This is a genomic window from Mesorhizobium sp. 2RAF21 (assembly GCF_052115345.1).
Taxonomy (GTDB): Bacteria; Pseudomonadota; Alphaproteobacteria; order Rhizobiales; family Rhizobiaceae; genus Mesorhizobium; species Mesorhizobium terrae.
This window is the reverse complement of record NZ_JBFRGM010000030.1, coordinates 43,503-63,978: the sequence shown is the minus strand read 5'-3', so window position 1 is coordinate 63,978 and position 20,476 is coordinate 43,503. Positions and strand designations below refer to the sequence as shown.

The 20,476-nt window shown below is 65.0% G+C and carries 21 protein-coding genes; 7 read left to right on the top strand and 14 right to left on the bottom strand.

Features of this window, described 5'->3' with window-relative positions; genetic code table 11:
* Positions 1-624: 624 nt before the first annotated feature.
* From tatC to nagZ, 6 genes are all read right to left on the bottom strand, one after another.
* On the bottom strand, positions 625-1,476 hold the full coding sequence (tatC, locus tag AB4136_RS31015) for a twin-arginine translocase subunit TatC (RefSeq protein WP_024926356.1): 852 nt from the start codon (positions 1,474-1,476) through the stop codon (positions 625-627).
* Positions 1,473-2,225, bottom strand: a complete 753-nt coding sequence (gene tatB / locus AB4136_RS31010; protein ID WP_024926355.1) for a Sec-independent protein translocase protein TatB — start codon at positions 2,223-2,225, stop codon at positions 1,473-1,475. The genes tatC and tatB overlap by 4 nt, the downstream gene beginning before the upstream one ends.
* Before the next feature lie 50 nt (positions 2,226-2,275).
* Entirely contained in the window at positions 2,276-2,494 is a 219-nt protein-coding gene (locus tag AB4136_RS31005) for a twin-arginine translocase TatA/TatE family subunit (protein ID WP_024926354.1), read from the bottom strand.
* 168 nt (positions 2,495-2,662) lie between these two features.
* On the bottom strand, positions 2,663-3,415 hold the full coding sequence (gene scpB, locus AB4136_RS31000) for an SMC-Scp complex subunit ScpB (RefSeq protein WP_024926353.1): 753 nt from the start codon (positions 3,413-3,415) through the stop codon (positions 2,663-2,665).
* Entirely contained in the window at positions 3,412-4,209 is a 798-nt protein-coding gene (locus AB4136_RS30995) for a segregation and condensation protein A (protein WP_024926352.1), read from the bottom strand. Before AB4136_RS30995 ends, scpB begins: the two co-directional genes overlap by 4 nt.
* A 68-nt stretch (positions 4,210-4,277) precedes the next feature.
* A complete protein-coding gene (gene nagZ, locus AB4136_RS30990) occupies positions 4,278-5,297 on the bottom strand; it encodes a beta-N-acetylhexosaminidase (RefSeq protein WP_137900584.1) in 1,020 nt (339 codons plus the stop codon).
* A 213-nt stretch (positions 5,298-5,510) separates the two neighbouring features.
* On the opposite strand from nagZ, the gene AB4136_RS30985 reads away from it, so the two are divergent.
* Together AB4136_RS30985 and AB4136_RS30980 are read left to right on the top strand one after the other, a co-directional pair.
* Complete coding sequence (locus AB4136_RS30985) at positions 5,511-5,888, top strand: hypothetical protein (RefSeq protein ID WP_024926350.1); 378 nt, start codon at positions 5,511-5,513, stop codon at positions 5,886-5,888.
* A 40-nt stretch (positions 5,889-5,928) separates the two neighbouring features.
* Complete coding sequence (locus tag AB4136_RS30980; RefSeq protein WP_024926349.1) at positions 5,929-6,228, top strand: putative quinol monooxygenase; 300 nt, start codon at positions 5,929-5,931, stop codon at positions 6,226-6,228.
* A 91-nt stretch (positions 6,229-6,319) separates the two neighbouring features.
* Here the strand turns inward: AB4136_RS30980 and AB4136_RS30975 are convergent, their stop codons facing one another.
* Together AB4136_RS30975 and AB4136_RS30970 are read right to left on the bottom strand one after the other, a co-directional pair.
* Entirely contained in the window at positions 6,320-7,528 is a 1,209-nt protein-coding gene (locus AB4136_RS30975) for an MFS transporter (RefSeq protein ID WP_024926348.1), read from the bottom strand.
* A gap of 385 nt (positions 7,529-7,913) precedes the next feature.
* Entirely contained in the window at positions 7,914-8,234 is a 321-nt protein-coding gene (locus AB4136_RS30970) for a DMT family transporter (protein ID WP_024926347.1), read from the bottom strand.
* 359 nt (positions 8,235-8,593) lie between these two features.
* On the opposite strand from AB4136_RS30970, the gene cml reads away from it, so the two are divergent.
* Positions 8,594-9,796 carry a CmlA/FloR family chloramphenicol efflux MFS transporter gene (gene cml / locus AB4136_RS30965; protein ID WP_024926346.1) on the top strand — a complete coding sequence of 401 codons (1,203 nt, stop codon included), beginning with the start codon at positions 8,594-8,596 and terminating at the stop codon, positions 9,794-9,796.
* A gap of 55 nt (positions 9,797-9,851) precedes the next feature.
* Here the strand turns inward: cml and AB4136_RS30960 are convergent, their stop codons facing one another.
* The 4 genes from AB4136_RS30960 to AB4136_RS30945 form a co-directional block, all read right to left on the bottom strand.
* A complete protein-coding gene (locus AB4136_RS30960; RefSeq protein ID WP_137900583.1) occupies positions 9,852-10,451 on the bottom strand; it encodes a YdeI/OmpD-associated family protein in 600 nt (199 codons plus the stop codon).
* A 237-nt stretch (positions 10,452-10,688) separates the two neighbouring features.
* Positions 10,689-13,763, bottom strand: coding sequence for an SPOR domain-containing protein (locus AB4136_RS30955; RefSeq protein ID WP_024926344.1), 3,075 nt, complete (start codon positions 13,761-13,763; stop codon positions 10,689-10,691).
* Between the two features lie 102 nt (positions 13,764-13,865).
* On the bottom strand, positions 13,866-15,623 hold the full coding sequence (gene argS, locus AB4136_RS30950) for an arginine--tRNA ligase (protein WP_024926343.1): 1,758 nt from the start codon (positions 15,621-15,623) through the stop codon (positions 13,866-13,868).
* 61 nt (positions 15,624-15,684) lie between these two features.
* Entirely contained in the window at positions 15,685-16,899 is a 1,215-nt protein-coding gene (locus AB4136_RS30945) for a deoxyguanosinetriphosphate triphosphohydrolase (protein WP_024926342.1), read from the bottom strand.
* Positions 16,900-16,972: 73 nt separating this feature from the next.
* Between AB4136_RS30945 and erpA the strand changes: the two genes are divergently transcribed.
* The gene (gene erpA / locus AB4136_RS30940) at positions 16,973-17,320 is read left to right on the top strand and encodes an iron-sulfur cluster insertion protein ErpA (RefSeq protein ID WP_024926341.1); all 348 of its coding nucleotides are present in this window, start codon (positions 16,973-16,975) and stop codon (positions 17,318-17,320) included.
* A 1-nt stretch (position 17,321) separates the two neighbouring features.
* Positions 17,322-17,705 carry a VOC family protein gene (locus tag AB4136_RS30935; protein ID WP_024926340.1) on the top strand — a complete coding sequence of 128 codons (384 nt, stop codon included), beginning with the start codon at positions 17,322-17,324 and terminating at the stop codon, positions 17,703-17,705.
* Here AB4136_RS30935 and AB4136_RS30930 read toward each other — a convergent pair.
* Both AB4136_RS30930 and AB4136_RS30925 read right to left on the bottom strand, forming a co-directional pair.
* Positions 17,702-18,004, bottom strand: coding sequence for a type II toxin-antitoxin system RelE/ParE family toxin (locus AB4136_RS30930; RefSeq protein WP_024926339.1), 303 nt, complete (start codon positions 18,002-18,004; stop codon positions 17,702-17,704). The genes AB4136_RS30935 and AB4136_RS30930 overlap by 4 nt on opposite strands.
* Positions 18,004-18,282, bottom strand: a complete 279-nt coding sequence (locus AB4136_RS30925; RefSeq protein WP_024926338.1) for a type II toxin-antitoxin system ParD family antitoxin — start codon at positions 18,280-18,282, stop codon at positions 18,004-18,006. Before AB4136_RS30925 ends, AB4136_RS30930 begins: the two co-directional genes overlap by 1 nt.
* Positions 18,283-18,428: 146 nt before the next feature.
* Here AB4136_RS30925 and AB4136_RS30920 point away from each other — a divergent pair, with 146 nt between their 5' ends.
* Both AB4136_RS30920 and AB4136_RS30915 read left to right on the top strand, forming a co-directional pair.
* Entirely contained in the window at positions 18,429-19,412 is a 984-nt protein-coding gene (locus AB4136_RS30920) for a DMT family transporter (protein ID WP_024926337.1), read from the top strand.
* Positions 19,413-19,515: 103 nt separating this feature from the next.
* Complete coding sequence (locus AB4136_RS30915) at positions 19,516-20,472, top strand: hypothetical protein (RefSeq protein ID WP_024926336.1); 957 nt, start codon at positions 19,516-19,518, stop codon at positions 20,470-20,472.
* Positions 20,473-20,476 lie beyond the last annotated feature (4 nt).

The following is a 20,476-nucleotide window of genomic DNA, read 5'->3' as shown; positions in this document are numbered from 1 at the left end:
GGTTTTTCCAGGGCCCGGACTTAGGGCTCGTCACCAGACACCGCCACCGTTAGCGCTGCCAGTCCGGCACCGGCGCCCTCCCTGATACCCGGTGCGCACCAGGTTCCCGTGAGGGCGATGGGCCGATTGTGGCGTGTGCCGCGAGGACGTGGACAAATCCGCGAACGATTTTCGCGTGGTTTTCGGCAAGGGATTGGAGGGAAACGGTTCTTTCTTTGGGTTCGCGCCTACCACCACCCCTTCTATCCACATCCTGCACCGCGCCGACGCGTCAGCGTTCCGGCATGGATTCCCAACACGCCCCGCTCGTTCCTCGCTCACGCGGTCGGGAATGACGAGATGCATGGACGGTCTCGCCAATTGTCCATGCCCGGCGTTGCATCGGTGTCGCTGCGACAGCAGCCAGTGCTCCATGCCAACGAAACGACGCCCTTCTGAAACCGCTGCGATTGGCGAAAGCGCTCACGGACATCCGTCATTCCCGGCCGCGTGAGCGACCGCAGGGAGCGGAGCGTGTCGGGAATCCATGCCGGAACATTCGTGGCGGCAGCGGCGGTTCAGAACCGCCGGAGAAGCGGAACGCTACGGCTCGGAATCACACCCAAGCCGCAGGGTCAACAATTCCTAGGAACCCGCCTCGCCGGACTTTTCCGTTTCCGTCGTCGCCTCGGCCTTCTCGCGCTCAAGCTTCTCGCGGGCCTGGTTCTTCTCGATCATGCGCGAGGTCCAGATCGCCACCTCGTAGAGGATGATGGTGGGCAGCGCGAGGCCGATCTGGCTCATCGGGTCGGGCGGCGTCAGGATGGCAGCAACGACGAAGGCGATGACGATCGCCCAGCGGCGTTTGTCGACCAGCCCCTGCGACGACAACATGCCGACGCGGGTCATCAGGCTGGTCACCACCGGAAGCTGGAAGACCAGGCCGAAGGAGAAGATCAGCGTCATGATGAGGCTGAGATATTCCGAAACCTTGGGCAGCAGCGAAATCTGCACCTGGTTGTCGGTTCCCGTCTGCTGCATGGCCAGGAAGAACCACATCACCATGGGCGTGAAGAAGAAATAGACCAGCGCCGCGCCCATCAGGAACAGGATCGGCGAGGCGATGAGGAACGGCAGGAAAGCGGCGCGCTCGTTCTTGTAGAGACCGGGCGCGATGAATTTGTAGATCTGCGTGGCGATCAGCGGAAAGGCGATGACCATGCCGCCGAACATGGCGAGCTTCACCTGCGTGAAGAAGAACTCCTGCGGCGCGGTGTAGATCAGCTCGACCTTGTGCGGATCGAGGCCGGCCCATTGCGTCGCCCATTTGAACGGGACGACGAGCAGGTTGAACAGCTTCTTGGCGAAGAAGAAACAGACCAGGAAGGCCACGAAGAAGCCGGCGATCGACCAGATCAGCCGGCGGCGCAGTTCGACCAGATGTTCGATCAACGGCGCGCTGGATTTCTCGATTTCTTCCCGTTCCGAAACGCTCACTTGGCGGTCCTCGCCGTCTTCTTCGCTGGCGCCGAAGCTTCGGGCTTGGCAGGTTTGACCGCCTTGGCAGCCGATTTCGCAGTTGTCTTGGCAGGCTTGGTGGCGGCCGGCTTCGTTGCAGGCGCCTTTGCAGCAGCCGGCTTCGTCGCCGGGGCAGCGGCCTTGGCGGCTACGGGTTTCGCCGACGCGGCTTTCGTCGCCGTCGCCTTGGCGGCCGGCTTCGCCGCGGCCTTGGCTGGAGCCTTGGCAACCGCCTCAACAGCTTCTGTCTTGCGGCGCGTCGTCTTGGCCCGGGCGGTGCCCGCTTCAGCGGCGGCAATGACGGGCTGAGCCGGCATCGCCTGCGGACCGTCGACGCCGGGCAGAACCGTGGCGCCGTTCTTCAGCGGATCGGCGGGTTGCGGCTCGCTCGACGCCGGTGTCTGCGGGTCCGGCGCCGGCTTCGGCTTCATCATATCGTCGACGCCGGCACGCACATCCGCCGCCGCCTGCTCGAAAGGATTGAGCTGCTTGCGGATCTCGGCGGCCGGGTTGAGGCTGCGCAACTCGTCGACCGACTTCTTGACCTCGTCAAGCTCGGCTTCCTTCAGCGCCTCGTTGAACTGCTTCTGGAAATCGGCAGCCATGGCGCGCAGCTTGGCTGTGGTGCGGCCAAAGGTGCGCAACATGGCAGGCAAATCCTTGGGGCCGACGACCACGATCATCACGATCGCGATCACCAGCATCTCGCTCCAGCCGACCTCGAACATGGCTATGGCTTCCGACTAACGCTGCTAAAGGCTTCGACGAACGGAAAGGCTCAGCTCTTGCCGGCCTTTTCCTTCATGGTCGAAACGGTCTCGTCGGAGCGGTGCTCCACCGTGCGGGCATCGTCCGTCTCATCGTCGGCCATGCCCTTCTTGAAGCTCTTGATGCCCTTGGCCATGTCGCCCATCAGCTCCGGAATCTTGCCGCGGCCAAACACCAGCAGCACGATGACCAGAACGATCAGCCAGTGCCAAATCGAAAACGAACCCATTGTTTATCTCTCTTGATTTGATTTCCCTGCCGCTGATCTATGCGTTTTCGCAGCCGGTTTCAAACGGAACCACGACAGGTTTTATCATGTCCTGCTTATTGTCAGGCTCTTTTCGGCAATATTGCCGCTACCAATCAGCGCATGGACCGGTTTCGACGACCGCGCCAATCACTCTTCCGTGACGCGCGGCGTCAAAAGACCGAGCTCCTCGAGGTCGATATCGGTCAGCGGATCCTCGTCCTCGGTCAGCTCGTCGGGATCGGCCGGCGGCAGCGGTATCGAGAAATTGGCGGGCATGCGGGTCGACAACAGGCCGGCGCCCTTCAGCTCCTCCATGCCCGGCAGGTCGCGGATTTCCTCCAGCGCGAAATGGTCGAGGAAACGGTCCGTGGTGCCGTAGGTCACCGGGCGGCCCGGCGTCTTGCGGCGGCCGCGCATCCTCACCCATTCCGTCTCCAGAAGCGTGTCCAGCGTGCCCTTCGAGGTCTCGACGCCGCGGATATCCTCGATCTCGGCGCGGGTGACCGGCTGGTGGTAGGCGATGATCGCCAGAACTTCGAGCGCGGCGCGCGACAGCTTCTTCTGCTGCACCGTGTCGCGGCTCATCAGGAAGGCGAGATCGCCGGCGGTGCGGAAGGCCCAGCAATCGCCGATGCGCACCAGATTGACGCCGCGCCGCGAATAGATGTCCTGCAGTTCGGCCATGGCGGCGGCGATGTTGACGCCGTCCGGCAGGCGCTGGGCGAGCTGCTTCTCGCTGACCGGCTCGGCGCTGGCGAAGACGATGGCCTCGGCCATGCGCGCGGCTTCGGCCAGATGCAGCCGCTCGGCCGGGTTCTGAGCCAGGGCGTCGTCCTCGTCATCCGCCTTGAAGGGCCCATCTTTGAAGGGAATGACCGAAGCGTTGCGGCTTTCGCTCATTGCGCGACCTCGACTGCTTTGGCGCGCTGGCGTCCGCGCAGGTAGAGCGGCGCGAACACCTCGTCCTGGCGCATTTCCATGCTGCCTTCGCGCACCAGTTCCAGCGTCGCCGCGAAGGACGACGCCATCGCCGTGCGCTTTTCGGCCGGGCTCGCCAGATATTCGATCAGGAAACAGTCGAGCGCGGTCCAGTCCGCCGACGTGCCGAGCAACCGGGCAAGGATCGTGCGCGCTTCCTTCAGCGACCACACGCCACGCTTGGCGATGCGCACGGTGGAGATCGCCTCGCGCTGGCGCTGCTGGGCATAGGCGGTAAGCAGATCGTAGAGCGTCGCCGAATATTCGTTGCGCTTCTCGACGATGACCATTTCCGGCAGGCCGCGCTGGAAGACGTCGCGGCCGAGCCGGTTGCGGTTGACGAGGCGCGCGGCGGCATCGCGCATCGCTTCCAGCCGGCGCAGACGGAACTGCAGCACCGCCGCCAGTTCCTCGCCGCTCTCGCCCTCTTCGCCGGGCTGCTTGGGGATGAGGAGCTTGGATTTCAGGAAGGCGAGCCACGCCGCCATCACCAGATAGTCGGCGGCGAGTTCGAGCCGCAGCGCCCTCACCTTCTCGACGAAGGCCAGATATTGCTCGGCCAGCGCCAGGATCGAGATGCGGGCGAGATCGACCTTCTGGTTGCGGGCGAGATGGAGAAGCAGATCGAGCGGGCCTTCGAAACCGTCCACATCGACGACCAGTTCGGGGTCGCCGGTGACGCGCTCGTCGTCACCCTCGGCCCAGAGGCGGTCCATCGGCGCGGCCTTGCCGGGCTTTTTCTCCGCTAACTCAGCCACCTTGCCTCTTTTCTCACTCCATGCGGTTACGCGACCGCCTCGAAATATTCCGCGAATTCGGCGCGCAGTGCCGCCTCGTCCTTGCCGTCATGGCCCTTGACCGAGGCAAGTGCCCGGTTGGCCCGTTCCAGCGCCTTGCCTACGAGCGGTTTGGCCCGCGAGGCGACGGCGGCCATTTCTTCCATGACGCCGTTGCAGTGAAGGACCAGATCGACGCCCGCCGCAAGGATCGAGGCCGCCTTTGTCTGGAAATCCCCAGAAAGTGCCTTCATCGAGGTGTCGTCCGACACCAGGAGCCCGTCGAAACCGATCTCGCCGCGGATGATCTCCTCGACCACCTTGCCGGACGTGGTCGCGGGATTGTTCGGATCGACCGCGCTGAAGATGACATGCGCGGTCATTGCCATCGGCAGGTCGTTCAGCGCCTGGAATGGGGCGAAATCATGCTTGCGCAACTCCTTCAGCGACGTCGTCACCGTCGGCAATTCGAAATGCGTGTCGGCGGAGGCGCGGCCGTGGCCGGGAATGTGCTTCATCACCGGAATGACGCCGCCGGCCATCAGCCCCTCGGCGGAAGCGCGGCCGAGGGCTGCGACGATGGACGGTTCCTTGTCATAGGCGCGCGCACCGATGACGTCGCTGGCGCCCTCCACCGGCACGTCGAGCACGGGCAGGCAGTCGGCGGTGATGCCGTAGCGCAGAAGGTCGAAGGCGTGCAGCCGGGCGTGCAGCCACGCCGCGCGCAGGCCGGCGTCCTCATTGTCGCGGTAGAGCGTGCCGAGCGCGCCGCCGGCGGGATAATTCGGCGCCAGCGGCGGCCTCAGCCGCTGCACGCGCCCGCCCTCCTGGTCGATGAAGACCGGCGCGCCCGGACGACCGACGCAGTCGCGCATCTCGGCGACGAGGTCGCGGATCTGCTCCGGCTCGGCGATGTTGCGGGCAAAGAGAATGAACCCCCACGGGCTTTCGCCCCGATAGAAGGTCTTTTCCTCACGGGTGAGGGATTTTCCGGCGCAGCCGAGGATGAGGGTCTGTGATTCGGTCATGCGCCAAGTCTAGAGATTTCGGCGGCCTAAGGGAATCTGGGGTATCGGAGGTTTCAACATCCGGTTTCCCGCCGCGACGCGCAGTTTCTCCAACGCGCCGGCGTCGATTTCGTCTACGCTGCAATCAGGCCGCGACAATGGACGCAACCGGTGACGCTGTATGTCCTGACGCCGGGTGTCGCTACACGACGGGATTTCTTTGGGGGACGATCGATGAACGTGTATTTTCTCGCGGCAGCAGCAGCAGCCGTTCTTCTCGGACTTGCGCATAGCGTGTTGGGCGAAATGTTGATCTTCCGCAGTCTCGCTGTTCAGGCAACACAGAGCGACGGCTCGAAACTGCTCGGGCGGCGCCATCTTGCCGCCCTGCGCAGCACCTGGCATCTGGCGACGCTTTTCGGCTGGGGGCTGGCAGCACTGTTTTTCTGGATGGCAAGGCCCGATCGCAGCCTTGCCGGCCTCGCGGTCGCCATCGCGACTTTCCTCACCCTGTGCGCGGTCTTCTGGCTGATCGGCACGAGGGGCCGACACCCGGCCTGGATCGTCTTCCTCGTCACCGCCACCCTCTCCTATCTCGGCGCACCCGCATAAAACGCGCGCCGTTACCCGCCCTCTTTGTTGGAGTGAAACGATGCTTCTGATTGTCGGCACCGTCCGCCTGCCGCCCGAAAAACTGGCCGAAGCGAGGCCCGTCATGGAGCGCATGATCATGGGGAGCCGCGCGGAATTCGGCTGCGTGGAATATTCCTACGCCGAGGACGTGCTGATCCCCGGACGCATCCATGTGAAGGAGATCTGGCGCGACCAGGCATCGCTCGACGCGCATTTTTCCTCCGATCACATCAAGGCCTGGCGCGCCGCCTGGCCGACGCTCGGCATCACCGACCGCAATCTCGTCGTCTACGAGATCGGAACGCCCCGGGCGACGTGACGCAAGATCGGTGGCGCGCCCCCGACCGCCACAAAGCACCACGCAGCCGAGGCCGCGCAGCGCGCATTTGCTCGACCCCGATATGCGGCAGTCAAGCCGGCTGCAGTTGCTGGCGCTGCACCGGCGGAAAGGCCAGCGCGATGGCCACCGCACCCAGCCCGACGATCGCCGAGCCGATGAACAGCCAGGAATAGCTGGCATAGGCATCGTAGACCCAACCGCCGGCCAGCGGACCGAAGGCCATGCCGAGACTGGAGAGCATGGTGGCCGCACCGAAGACGGTGCCTAGAATGCGCGGGCCGAAATAGTCGCGCGCCAGCACCGCATAGAGCGGCATGACGCCGCCATAGGTGCCGCCGAAGATCACCGCGAGGGCGTAGAACTCGCCGAGCTTGCTGACCATCAGATAGGCCGCGATCACCGCCGCCTGGATGAGCAGGCCGGCGACCAGCACGGGCTTGACGCCCAGCCGGTCGCCCAGCACGCCGAACACCAGCCGGCCGCCGAGACCGGCGAGGCCTTCGACGCTGTAGATCGACACCGCCGCCATCGGTGCCACGCCGCAGGCCATGGCGTAGCTGACCATGTGGAAGATCGGGCCGGAATGCGCCATGCAGCAGGCAAAGAAGGTCATGCCCAGCACCAGGAACTGCATCGACCGCAGCGCCTGGCCGACGGTCATGCCGCCGCCCTCGCTGGCCAGTTCGGAGCCCGCTTCGTCATTGGCCAGATTCTGCGGCGCGCGGCGCACCAGAAGCGCCGCCGGGATGAGCAGTACCCAGGACATCACGCCGATGGCGAACATGGCGGTGCGCCAGTCATAGGCGGTGATCAGCCAGCGCGCGAAGGGCGAAATCGTCATCGGCGCGACACCCATGCCGGCCGAGACCAGCGAGACCGCGAGGCTGCGGTGCTTGTCGAACCAGGCCGTGGTGGTGACCATCATCGGCGCGAAGAAGGCGCTGGCCGCCAGCCCGACCAGCACGCCATAGGTCATCTGGAAGATGAGCAGTGTGTGCACCTGGCTGGCCAGAACGAGCGCCAGGCCCAGAAGGACCGCGCCGATCAGCACGACGATGCGCGGGCCGTAGCGGTCGGTGGCCGCGCCCCACATGAAGCCGCCGACCCCCATGACGAGGAAATTCAGCGTCATCGCGCTGGAAATGCCGGCGCGCGACCAGTTGGTGTCGACCGAGATCGGTTCGAGGAAGATTGCCAGCGAAAACATCGCGCCGAGCGCGACGCAGGTCATCAGCGCGCCGGCGCCGACGATCACCCAACGATAGGAAGAAGCACCCATGTCCGTCTGCCTCCCGAATAAGCAGGAAACTGCCGAAGGCGCGCCGACCACCGGCCGCCGTCATCAGGATGACGTTTCGGCCGGACAGGTCCCGACAGAATAAAGGACGGTTTTTTTCGCGATGTCGATGCTTGCTGCCATGACCTGACAGTGAGGTGCCTGGGCGCCTTACCTTCTCCCCTTGTGGGAGAAGGTGGCCGAGCCGAAGGCGAGGTCGGATGAGGGGTGTTGGACGGCGTGTTACTTTTCCGGACTGAGGTGCTGTTGAAACGGGCGATCGCTTTGCGCCGTCTCGCTTCTTCCAGCACCCCTCATCTGTCTCGGCGCTGCGCGCCGATCCACCTTCTCCCACAGGGGGAGAAGGTAAGGCGTCAGCGGCCGAACCCTAATGGCTGCTCGACAGCTTCATCATCACCAGCCCGGCAACGATGAGGGCGGCGGCAAGCACGCGCATCGGCGTTACCGCTTCGCCGAGCACGGCGACACCGACGGCGAAAGCGCCGACCGCGCCAATGCCGGTCCAGATCGTGTAGGCGGTTCCGAGCGGCAGCGTCTTCATCGACACCGACAACAGGCCGAAACTGGCGGTCATCATGACGATGGTGACGATGGTGGGGGTGAGAAGCGTAAAACCTTCCGACTTCTTCATCGAGAAAGCCCAGACGACTTCCAGCAATCCGGCGATAATGAGATAGACCCAGGCCATGGCGACCCTCCTTGGGGGCGCCGGGCCGTCCCGGACATTCTTTCCCGATATTGGGCCCGCTATGGGAGAGGTCGTCCTCTGTCGGGCAATTTAGCGATTCCCCCGGCCCGGGCAAGACCTGCCGGCGCATGGCAGCCATGCTCCCCGGGCCAAGCCGCGTTGCGCCCGTGTCGATGCAATGCTAAACGGCCGGCCTTCGCGATCCTTTTATGGAGCATCGGCATGGGAGCCTTACCGCAGTCAGACAGATAGGCCGCAACGACGCTTTCGTTGTTGCGGCGCGCTGTCCACTCCCATCCAACCGACCGGACCGACAGGCAGTCGCCGCCCAAATTCCCTTTTTGAGCGGACCCTTTGTCATGTCTAAAAAGAACCCTGTCTGGGCCCATGGCCTGCCCGCGGCACTGCTGCTGATGGCCCCTTTCGACCTCCTCGCCTCGCTGGCGATGGATATTTACCTCCCCGTCGTGCCGGCCATGCCGGAAAGGCTGGGCACCAGCCCGACCGTCATCCAGCTGACGCTGAGCCTCTACATGATCCTGCTCGGCGCCGGACAGATGGTGTTCGGGCCGTTGTCCGACCGCATCGGCCGCCGGCCGGTGCTGCTTGGCGGTGCCGCGTTGTTCGCAGCCGCTTCCCTCGCGCTGGCCGCCGCCGGCAGCGGCCCGGTCTTCCTGTTTCTGCGGGTAGCGCAGGCGGCGGGCGCGGCAGCGGCGTTGGTCGCCACCTTCGCGACCGTGCGCGACGTCTATGCCGAACGCCCCGAGGGCGCCGTCATCTACAGCCTGTTCGGCTCGATGCTGGCCTTCGTGCCGGCGCTCGGCCCGGTCGCCGGCGCGCTGATCGCCGAGCGGTTCGGCTGGCGGGCAATCTTCGTAACGCTCGCCTTGCTCACCCTGCCGGCGCTGATCAACGCGACGCTGCGCTGGCACGAGACGCGGCCGACACCGGTCACCCGGCACCGGGCTTCGATGAAACCTATCCTGCGCAGCCCGTCCTTCTGGGCCTACACATTGGCCTTCAGCGCGGCGATGGGAAGTTTCTTCGTCTTTTTCTCGACCGCGCCGCGCGTCCTGATCGACAGGGCCGGCTATTCGGAACTGGGCTTCAGCCTGGCCTTCGCCACCGTGGCGGTGGTCATGATCGCGACCACGCGTTTTGCCAAACATTTCGTCACGCGCTGGGGCGTGGCCGGCAGCGCCGCGCGCGGCATCGTTTTGCTGCTGGCGGCTGCGATCCTGCTCGCCGGCGGGCAAATGTCGGAAGCACCCTCCTTCGCCACCTTCATCCTGCCGATGTGGGTGGCGGCGATCGGCATGGTGTTCACCGTCTCGGTGGCGGCCAACGGCGCGCTGGCCGAGTTCGGCGACCGGGCCGGCACGGCGGTCGCGCTCTATTTCTGCATCGAGAGCCTGTTCGTCGGCATTGCCGGCACGCTGGCGGTCATGGGGTTCGGCGGCGATACGGCCTGGCCGCTCGTCGGCTACATGGCCGCGATGGCGCTGATCGTGCTTTCGGCACTCGGCCTGGTACGCCGCCAAAGCCCAGCCATGCGGAGTTGATCCGCCGCCGGCCCCGCGCGAAAAAAATGCCGCGCGGGGCCGAGGCGGTCCGGTATCACTTCTTCTTCTGCGGGTAGATCGTTTCGCCGCGTTTCAGCATCGCCACCAGGCTCTCGATCTTCTTCTTGCGGCCGGCTTCGGTTTTCATGTTGTGGGTGCGGAAAATCAGCGCGAAGCGGTTTTGCGAGCTGAGCTTGGCCAACATTTCCCGCGCCGCCGGCTCAGCGTCGATTGCCGCCTGGAGGTCGTCGGGAATGGTCATGGTCTTGACGCCGTCATAGGCGCGGTCCCAGCGCCCGTCCGCCTTGGCGGCCTCAACCTCGCGCAAACCATGCTCGGTCATGCGGCCTTCCTCGACCAGCCGCGCGACATTGTCGACATTGATGCGGCTCCAGATGCTCTTTCTGGTGCGCGGCGTGTAGCGCTGCAGATAACTGCGGTCGTCGAACCCCTTGCGGATGCCGTCGATCCAGCCCCAGCACAAAATGACATCGATGGCCTGGAGCGGCGTGATCGAGGCGAGGCCCGAACTCACCTTGTGGATCTTGATCCAGACTTCGTCCTGGCTGGCATGGTTCCGCGACAGCCATTGGTAGAAGCTCTCGGCGTCCGCGAATTCACGGACCTTGGTGTGATCGACGATAAAAGGCGCCATCAGCCTGCCTCGCCCTGCGAAAGCGTCGTCGCGAAAATTGCCCGCAACGCATTGATCCTCAACCCGGAAATCCATGTTGAACAAGACACGCGTCAGCCCTCACCTTTCGCGGCATCGATTTTCCAGACCTATTGCCATGGCAGCTCCGCAGCAACCGGATATTTCGCTGTCGGGTCGTCCACAAAGAAAAACGGCGCGGACCAGGCCGCGCCGTTCGGGATCGATGGAAACCAGAGATTACTTCGAGACGAAGCAGTTGCCGCCGGCGGCCTTGTAGCTGGTGCACAACTTGACGGCGTCGTCGCGCGACTGCGCCATCACGCGCACCCGGTAGAAGGTGCCCTTGCCGGCCACTTCGGCCTTGACGATGTTGGCGCTGCGGCCTGCCAGCACGCTGGAGTAGCGACGCGCCAGGTCCTGATAAGTCGACTGGGCGCCTTCGACGGTCGGCTGCGAGGCGATCTGCATCGACCAGCCACCGGCGGCGGGCGCCGGAGCCTGCGGCTGCGCCGAGGCAACCTGCTGATCGGCCTTCGGCTTGACTTCGCCGGCGATGTTGACCGGCTGGTCGGACGGACGCTGCGGCGCCACCGGAGCTGCGGCCGGGGTCTTGGCGACAGCCTGCGGCTTGGCGGCGGGTTTCAGCGCGGCCTGTGGCGCATCGCCGTCGGTCGCCTGCGGCACGGTGCCGGTCTGGTCCTGCTGGGCAACGCGCTGCGGCGTCGGGTCGGTCGGTTCGCTGGCGGCAACCGGAGCGGCCACCGGCTCTTCACGCGGCGCCAGGCTGCCGTCGGGCTTCACCACCATGGTGCGCACCTTGCGCGGCGTCACCAGTGCGCCTTCCTGCGTACCGGCATTTTCCTGGGCGACCTGGGCGACACGATCTTCGCCCTTGGCAGCCGGCTGGGCGTTGGCGTCCTGAGCAGGGGCCAGAGCGCCGTTTTCGCTGTCGTCGGGACCGGAGAGGGAGGCGGCGCGGTCGGCCTGTTCCTTGGCCACCACATCGACCGGCACCTCGGCATTGGCGACCAGCTTCGGCTGCGTCGGCACCGCCGGGCGAGCGCCCTTGGCGACGGCGTCGTAGACCTTGTTGTCCTGGTTCGGGATCACCGCTCCGCCGGGATTCTCCGGCTTCACCTTCATCGGCTGGTTGTCGGCCTTGACGATGGCCGGCGCTTCCGAGCTGGAACCGCCGAAAGAGAGCGCGAAGGCGCCGACACCGCCAACCACGGCGACCGCACCGACCACGGCGGCGATCAGCAGCCCGCGACGACGCGGCTCCTGAGCGGCACCGGCGGCGGCGGCTTCCGGAATGGACATCGCCTCTTCGAGATCAGGATCGTAGTCGAAACCGTCATCGGCGACAGCACCAGCGGCCGGTTTGCCGCGCGCCGGGCTTTGCGGATCGTAACCCTGGTAGCCAAGATCGGCATAGGCCGCCGCGGCAGCTGCCGCCTGCGGCGTGTCCGCATAGGCCGGCATCTCGACACGGTCGCGACGGTGACCGTCCGCTTCGTCGTCGTAATGCGCCACCTTGGCGGATGCCTGAGTATTGGGGACCATCTCGTTGAGCAGCGTCGAGAATTCGGCGTCGAGCTCATCGTAGGCAGCGCTCTCCGGCTTATCCTGCTCGAACGGCACTTCCGGAATGTCGAGATCGTCGGCCAGCGCCACGACGCGCTCCGGCACATCCATCGTCTCGATGTCCGGCACGTCCTCGCGGATGGTGGCCGGCTGGGCGGGCTTGTGCCAGGACGGCGTCGACGCGACCGCCTGCATGGCCGGCTGCAACGGCATCGATGGCAAGGTCTCCATCACCGGCTCGACCGGGGCCCCGTACCGCTGGGTCGGCGCGGCGTACTGCTGGGTCGGCGCCGCGTACTGCTGCACGGGAGCGGCGTATTGCTGTACGGGGGCGGAATATTGCTGACCCGGCGCCACCGGATTGCCGCGGCCCCATGCCTTGATCGGCTGCACGAACGAGGCCGTGGCGGCAGCGGCGGCCACCGCCGGAGCGGCCCAGCGAAGCGCCTCGACAGGATCTTCCTCTTCAGCCTTCTGGACAGGTTCGTCATCGAGCGTGTCGAGGCCCTTGGCCATGGCAGCGTCGAAGGCATCAACGTCGAAATCGATCTCGTCGTCGGCCAGGAGCGGTTCTTCAGCGGCCTGTTCGTAGGTGTTGTGGGCGTCGTCGACCTCGGCGGCCGACAGTTCCTCGATCAGCGAAGCGTCAAGATCGGCGTCAAGAGCAGGCTCTTCCACGACCGGCGCAGCCGCGAGCTGCGGCCGCCAGGTCTCGGCGGCCGGCTCGGCAACGGCCGGACGTGCCGTCATGCGGCCGAGCAGCGCGTTGAGTTCGTCTTCCAGGCTGCGGTCCTGCGCGGCGGCGGCCGAGGCCTCATTGGCAGCCGCCGGGGCCACTTCCGGCTGCGCCGCGGCAGCGGCAAACGCCACCGGTTCGGCATGCGCCTCGTCGGTGAAGACGTCGTCCATGTCGATATCGAAATCGGCACCGGTCGCGACGTTGTCCGCCGGCTGCGTGTGATGGCCGAATGTCGGCAGGAAGGACTGCTCGGCCTGCGCCGGCGCATGGTCTTCCTCGGCAACCGCGACATCCGCGTTCGCCGCTTCGTGGACCGGCGAAAGCCGCGCGTTGAAATCCATGTCGACATCGGCCATCGCCGTATCAAAATGCGCGTCGAAGTCTTCCGGAGCGGCGGCGACAGGCTCGGCGGCGACAGCCATCGGCTCTGCCACTGGCTCGTGATCCAGTTCCATGTCGCCGAAATCGATATCGCGCATGGCCAGATCGAAATCCTCGGCCTCGTCGACGACGGGCGCGAAGCCTGCCTGCGGCTGGAATTCCTGTTCCAGCGAATGCGTCACGGCCGCGTCAAAGACCGGCTCTTCCATCTCGTCGGCGGCAGCGAACTCAAAGTCGGACGCTTCCGCTTCGGCCGGTGCGGCGGCCAGCGGAGCATGCGCCTCGGCGCGGAATTCCTCTTCCATCGAGGCAACCATGTCGTTGTCGATCGCCTCGTCGGCGAAAGCGGCAACCGGCGCGATGGCTGGCAGCGGCTGCGGTGCGGCGGCCATGGCCGGCTCTGCCTCGTGACCGGAGAATTCGCCCATCAACTCCTTTTCGAGGTCGATGTCGAAATCGTCGGACAGCTCGGCGGACGCCTGCTGGGCGGGTTGCCGCTGCACGGGCTCGCGTGGATCGAAGCCCATGATACGGGTCAATTCCGCAAAAGGATCGTCGCTTGCGATGTCGTTATGGTTGGCTACACGCGCCTGGGTTCTATCTGCCATTGTCGTTCCCGAACTCGCACTCATCGGACGCCATGGACGTCGCGGAAGGTTGGCCCCTACCAGCGCAATGTGGGCAAAAGGTGACAGGCTGATTAGTCGAACCTAACGCATTTCGGTCGGGGCTTCCGCTCCGATCAACGCCAGGCCAGACGACAAAACGTCCAAAACAGCCTGCACCAGCCCGAGTCTGGCACGTGTCAATTCTGGGTCGTTAACCTTAACAAAACGTAAGTCTACATGATCATTGCCGCGGTTCCACTGTGCGTGGAAGCTGGAAGCCAGGTCGTAGAGGTAAAAAGCCAGCCTGTGCGGCTCCTGCGACTGCGCCGCCTGCTCGATCAGACGCGGATATTCTGCAAGCTTCTTGACCAGCGAAAGCTCGCCCTCGTCCTTCAAGAGGTCGAGCCTGGCCGACAGCTCCTTGCGCGAAGGATCCGTGATGCCGAGCTGTTCCTTGGCCTGCCGGAACACCGAATGGCAGCGCGCCGAGGCATACTGCACGTAGAAGACCGGGTTGTCCTTCGACTGTTCCGTCACCTTGGCGAAATCGAAATCGAGCGGCGCGTCGCTCTTGCGATAGAGCATCATGAAGCGGACCGGGTCGCGGCCGACCTCTTCCACCACTTCGCGCAGCGTGACGAAATCGCCCGACCGCTTCGACATGCGGACCGGCTCGCCATCGCGGAACAGCTTGACCAGCTGGCACAAAAGCACGGTAAGCTTGACCCGACCGTCGGTGACGGCCTTGGCCAGCGCTTCCAGCCGCTTGACGTAGCCGCCGTGGTCGGCGCCCAGCACATAGATCAGCTCGTCGAAACCACGTTCAACCTTGTCTTTCAGGTAGGCGACGTCGGCGGCGAAATAGGTGAAGGCGCCGTCCGACTTGACCAGCGCGCGATCCATATCGTCGCCCACTGCCGTCGAGCGGAACAGCGTCTGCTCGCGGTCTTCCCAATCGTCCGGCTTCTCGCCCTTCGGCGGCGGCAGCTTGCCCTTGTAGATGTGGCCCTTCAGCGTCAGGTCGGCGATCGCCGCCCGGATCGCCTTGGCGTTGTCGGCATGCAGCGTGCGCTCGGAAAAGAAGACATCGTGGTGCACGTTGAGCAGCGCCAGGTCTTCCTTGATCAACACCATCATGGCGTCGATGGTGCGGTCCTTGACGATGGCCAGCGCCTCGTCTTCCGGCATCTGCAGCAGCGAACGGCCGAATTCCTTGGCCAGCGCCTGGCCGACCGGCACCAGATAGTCGCCGGGATAGAGGCCGGAGGGGATCTCGCCGATATCGTCGCCCAGCGCTTCGCGATAGCGCAGCATGGCGGAGCGGCCGAGCACGTCGATCTGCACGCCGGCGTCGTTGATCACATATTCCTTGGTCACCTTGTAGCCAGCGAAGCCAAGCAGGTTGGCCAGCGTGTCGCCGACCACGGCGCCGCGCGTATGGCCGACATGCATCGGCCCGGTCGGGTTGGCCGAGACATATTCGACATTGACCGCGATGCCCTGCCCGACCTTGGAACGGCCGTAATCCTGTCCCTCAGCGATCAGGCCGGCCAGATGCCGGTGCCAGAAGGCGTCGGTCAGCCTCAGATTGACGAAGCCCGGGCCGGCCACTTCGGCGCCGGAAACATCCGCATCGGCGCGCAACGCCTCGACAAGCCGATCCGCCAAGGCGCGCGGGTTCTGTCCGGCCGGCTTGGCCAGCACCATCGCGGCATTGGTGGCGAGATCGCCATGGCTGGCGTCTCGCGGCGGTTCGACAGCGATGCGGCCGAGATCGAGCGTGCCGCCATCTTTGTCTTTCAGATCAAGGCTTTCGACGGCCTTGATGACCCGCGCGGTGAAGTCGGCGAAGATGTTCATGAAAACTACTCTGCATCCATGCAAGAAAACCGGTCGTTGGCCGGCGAAAATCGCGCCCGGCCTAGCTCAAATCCGGCGTATGGTCAAACAAGCGTCGGTGCTCCTTCAACGCATAGGTATCGGTCATGCCGGCGATGAAATCGGCGACATCGCGCGCCTTGATGCGATCCTCGGCGCGGTCGAGCCCCTCGCGCCAGCCGTCCGGCATGGCGCGCGGATCGGCGAAATAGGCGTCGAACAGGTTCTTGACGATCTGCTCGGCGTCGGCGCGCACCCGCATCACCTCGGGGTGGCGGTAGAGGCGCGCATAGAGAAAGGTCTTCAGTTCCTTCTCCTGCGCCGCCATCTGGCCGGAGAAGCGGACGATGGTTTCGCCGGCGGCGCGCACGGCGTCGGCGCTGCCGGGCGCCAGCCGGTCGAGATTGGCCTTGGCGGTGACGATGACATCCTCGACCATCATGGTGATCTGCCGCCGCATCAGTTCGTGGCCGGTGCGCACCGGGTCGAGCGCGGGATAACGCTCGCGCACGCCCCGCAGGATCGAGCCCGGAAGCCCGACCTCCTCCAGCATGTCGAGGCGAAGCAGGCCGGAGCGGATGCCGTCGTCGATGTCATGGGTGTTGTAGGCGATGTCGTCGGCGAGCGCCGCGCACTGCGCCTCCACGCTGGCATAACGCGACAATTCCAGATCGTGCAGCTCCGAATAGTCGCGGATCGCCTGCGGCACCGGCCCTTTCAGCCCCTTGCCCGCCGCGTCGGTCAGCGGGCCGTTGTGCTTGACCAGCCCTTCCAGCGTTTCCCAGGTCAGGTTCAGCCCATCGAATTCGGCGTAACGCCGTTCCAGCCGTGTCACCACGCGCAGCGACTGGGCGTTGTGGTCGAAGCCGCCCCAGGGCGCCATTTTCTCGTTCAGCGCATCCTCGCCGGTATGGCCGAACGGCGTGTGGCCGAAATCGTGGACCAGCGCCACCGCCTCGGCCAGATCCTCGTCGACGCACAGCGCCCGCGCCAGCGCCCGGGCAATCTGTGCCACCTCGATCGTATGCGTCAGCCGGGTGCGGAAATGGTCGCCTTCATGCGCCACGAAGACCTGGGTCTTGTGCTTCAGCCGGCGAAAGGCGGTGGAATGGATGATGCGGTCGCGGTCGCGCTGGAACGGCGTGCGGGTCGGGCTTTCCACTTCGTCGAACAGGCGGCCACGCGAGCGGGCGGGGTCGCAGGCATAGGCCGCGCGGGGCCGGTAACCGAAACCGATATCGCCAAGCTCGCTGCTCATGACCCCTGTCGCTGTTGACTTGCCCCGCCCTGCTTCATACCTATCATGCAGAACCGAACGCAAGGTGACGCCCATGGGTGCCGACGCCAAGACCGCCATGAAGGTCGAAATGACAGAATCCGCCGCCAAGCGGATTTCGAAGATCGTCGGCAACGAACCCGGCAAGACGGCTTTGCGCGTTTCGGTGGAAGGCGGCGGCTGCTCCGGCTTCTCCTACAAATTCGACCTTGTCGACGCCCGCAACGATGACGACGTCGCCATCGAGCGCGACGGCGCCACGGTTTTGATCGACGACATCTCGCTGATCTACATGGGCGGTTCGGTGATCGATTTCGTCGACGATCTGATGGGCCAGTCCTTCCAGATCAGGAACCCCAACGCCGTCGCCTCCTGCGGCTGCGGAACCAGCTTCTCCGTCTAACATGCCCTCAGTCGGCGCGGTCCGTCAGGTCGCGCTGTCGGCCGGGCGCAATCTCGATGCCACATTGGCCTTCTGGCACGACGTGCTCGGTCTGCCGCTGCATTCGCGCTTCGATCCGCCGGGCATGGCCTTCATCATGGCAGGCGAGGTGCGGCTTTATTTCGCCGACGGCGTGCCGGCCGGCACCGTCTATCTCGACATCACCGACATCGACACCTTCCATGCCGAGGCCAAGGCCGCCGGCGTGCCGTTCACCGCGGCGCCGGCAATGGTGCATCACGACGTCAACGGCCTGTTCGGCCCAGCCGGCCAAAGCGAGTGGATGGCGTTCCTGAAAGACCCGGCCGGCAACACGATCGGCCTGGTCGAGCGGAAAGTGAGCTAACCGCCAATCGCCGCGTCCAGATCGCGCCCACCGTACAGAAACCGGTAGAAGATCACCGTATCGCCACTGATGCCGAAGGCGATTGAAATGCGCCGCTCAAAACCGACGATCCGCAAGCCTGGAAAAAGATCGTCCCGTTTTGCGCCCCGCTCCGGGAAATCCATAAACGTCAGGCAGAATTTTTCGATCCGATCAAGATATGCGATGGCGCGAGACGCACCATTTTGCCCGGAAATATAGAAATATAGCGCTTCGAGATCGTCTCGTGCCTCGGGCGCGAAGACGATCCGGTAGGGCATCAATTACCCTTGCGGGATGCGGTGTGCAAAGCCCGGAGGCCGCCAAAAACGTCTTCCGCCGAAAGACCGCGGTCGGGATTCGCCTGCATCGCCGCAGCGACCGGCACGACTTCTTCCAGCAGCCAACGTTCCACGGCGGCGTCGCGCTCCCGCAAGGCTCGCAAGCCCGCCCGCATCACTTCACTCGCCGAGGCGTATGCTCCAGACTGAACCAGTTCATCAATGTAATCCGCCTGCTCTCGCGGGAGACTGAAGGTCCGTTTCTCGGTGGCCGCCATCAAATACGCTCTCCATTGCCTTGCGGTATGATACCTTCATACCGGCGATGCGCAAGTGTGGACCAACACTTCGACCGGCATCGAAACATTGCATCGCGATGGCGCGCTAGAGAACGGTAACACGCCATCAGGACCGCGCGACCGTCATGCCCGCAAAAACTCTTCCCGTCACCGAACTCGCCCTGCTCGTCCTCCTGTCGACGCTGTGGGGGGCCTCCTACACCTTCATCAAGATCGGCGTGGAGACCATCCCGCCGGTGACGTTCATTGCCGCGCGCACATTGATCGCCGGGCTGATCCTGCTTGTCGTGTTGCGCTGGCGCGGCGTGAGGCTGCCGACGGATGCCGCGATGTGGGGCAGATTCGTGGCCCAGGCGGTGCTGAGCAGCGCGATCCCGTTCACGCTGATCGCCTGGGCCGAGCGCTCCATCGACGCGGGCCTTGCCGTCATCCTCAATTCGATGACGCCGATCTTCGCCTTCCTGCTGACGGCACTCATCACCAGGCATGAACAGGTGACGATGCGCAAGCTGTTCGGCGTCGTCGCCGGGCTTGCCGGCACCTGCCTGATCATCGGCATGGAGGCGCTGAACGGGCTCGGCGCGCAGTTGTGGGCCCAGCTTGCCGTGGTCGCGGCGACCATCTGCTATGGCGCGGCCGCCATTACCGGCAAAGGCTTCAAGGGCGTGGACCCGATGGTGCCGGCGGCCGGCTCCCTCATCGCCGGCACGGTGCTGCTGATTCCGGTCAGCCTTGCGGTCGACCATCCCTGGGCGCTGGCGCCATCGACACATTCCATGCTGGCGCTGCTCGGCCTGTCCGTGTTCTCGACCGCGCTCGCCTTCGCCATCTATTTCCGACTGCTGCAGACGCTGGGTTCGGTCGGCGCCACGGCGCAAGCCTACCTCAGGGTGCCGATCGGCATCGCCATCGGCGTCGTCTTCCTGGGCGAGACGGTGACGAGCACGGCCGGCATCGGGCTGGTCGCGGTCATCGCCGGCGTGGTCGCGATGACGCTGCCAGCGCGCAAGAAGGCAGTGGCCGACGCGACAATGGCGATCGTCCCATCGCCAGCCACACCGCGTTCCATTCCCGAATTCGATGGCGCGGAACGCGGCAAAGACGGTTGACCGTAGATAAGCACCTTCATATGTTGCACCGCACAAGGGTCGGGGACAACAACTCGTAGGGTGAGGCGGGCCGCAGGGTCGCCTTTCACCGGGAGACGTCCCTATGAACACGGCATCGACCGACCTGGAAATCGCCGCGCGCAGCGGCAGCACGCTCAAGCGGATCAGGGCGCGCATCCCGACCTACCTTGCCGATGTCCGCGAAAACCCCGCATGGCTGCCGATGTTCATGCTGGCCCGCACCATGCCCGGACGCCGTTTGCATTGGCTGGGCGCCCGCCCCTTCTCCGCCAACAACCGGCCGGCATCCTCGATCTTCGCAGGCGTGGACGCACAGGAGGCAACGGCACGGCTGCGGGCCGACGGCATCCAGACCGGCATCGACCTTCCGGCCGATATCCACGAGGGGATTGCCGCCTTCGCCCGCAAGACGCCGTGTTTCGGCAATTTCGACCGTCGCTTGTCGTTCCAACCGCTCGAGCACGACCAGGCCGAACAGCACTTCAAGCGACCGCTGCTCAGCGGCCACTATTTCGAGACGATTCTCGAATGCCCGGAAGTGCGCACGGTGCAGGCCGATCCGCTGCTGCACGAAATCGCCGCGCGCTACCTCGGCAACCAGGCGAAGCTGATCACGACACGCGTCTGGTGGAGCTTTCCGACCCGCTCGGCTTCCGAGCGCGACAAGAGCCTGGCCTCGCTCGACAAGTTCCATTTCGACCTGGACGACTGGCGGATGCTGAAGTTCTTCTTCCACCTGCAGCCTGTCGACGCCGACACCGGCCCGCATGTCTATGTGCGCGGCAGCCACAAGCGCCGGGTGTTGCGCCACCAGCTGACGCTTCTCGTCGGCCATTCTGCGGAGGACGTGCTCGATATCTACGGGCGCGAAAGCCCGCTGACGCTTACCGGCCCGGCCGGCAGCGGTTTCGTGGAAGACCCGTTCGGTTTTCACATGGGAACGGTGCCGAAAACCACGCCGCGATTGATGATGGAAGTCGGCTTCGGCGTGTCCAAGCCGTCAAGCCGGCGCTTCCACGGCGAGCCGATCGTGCGGTGACAAG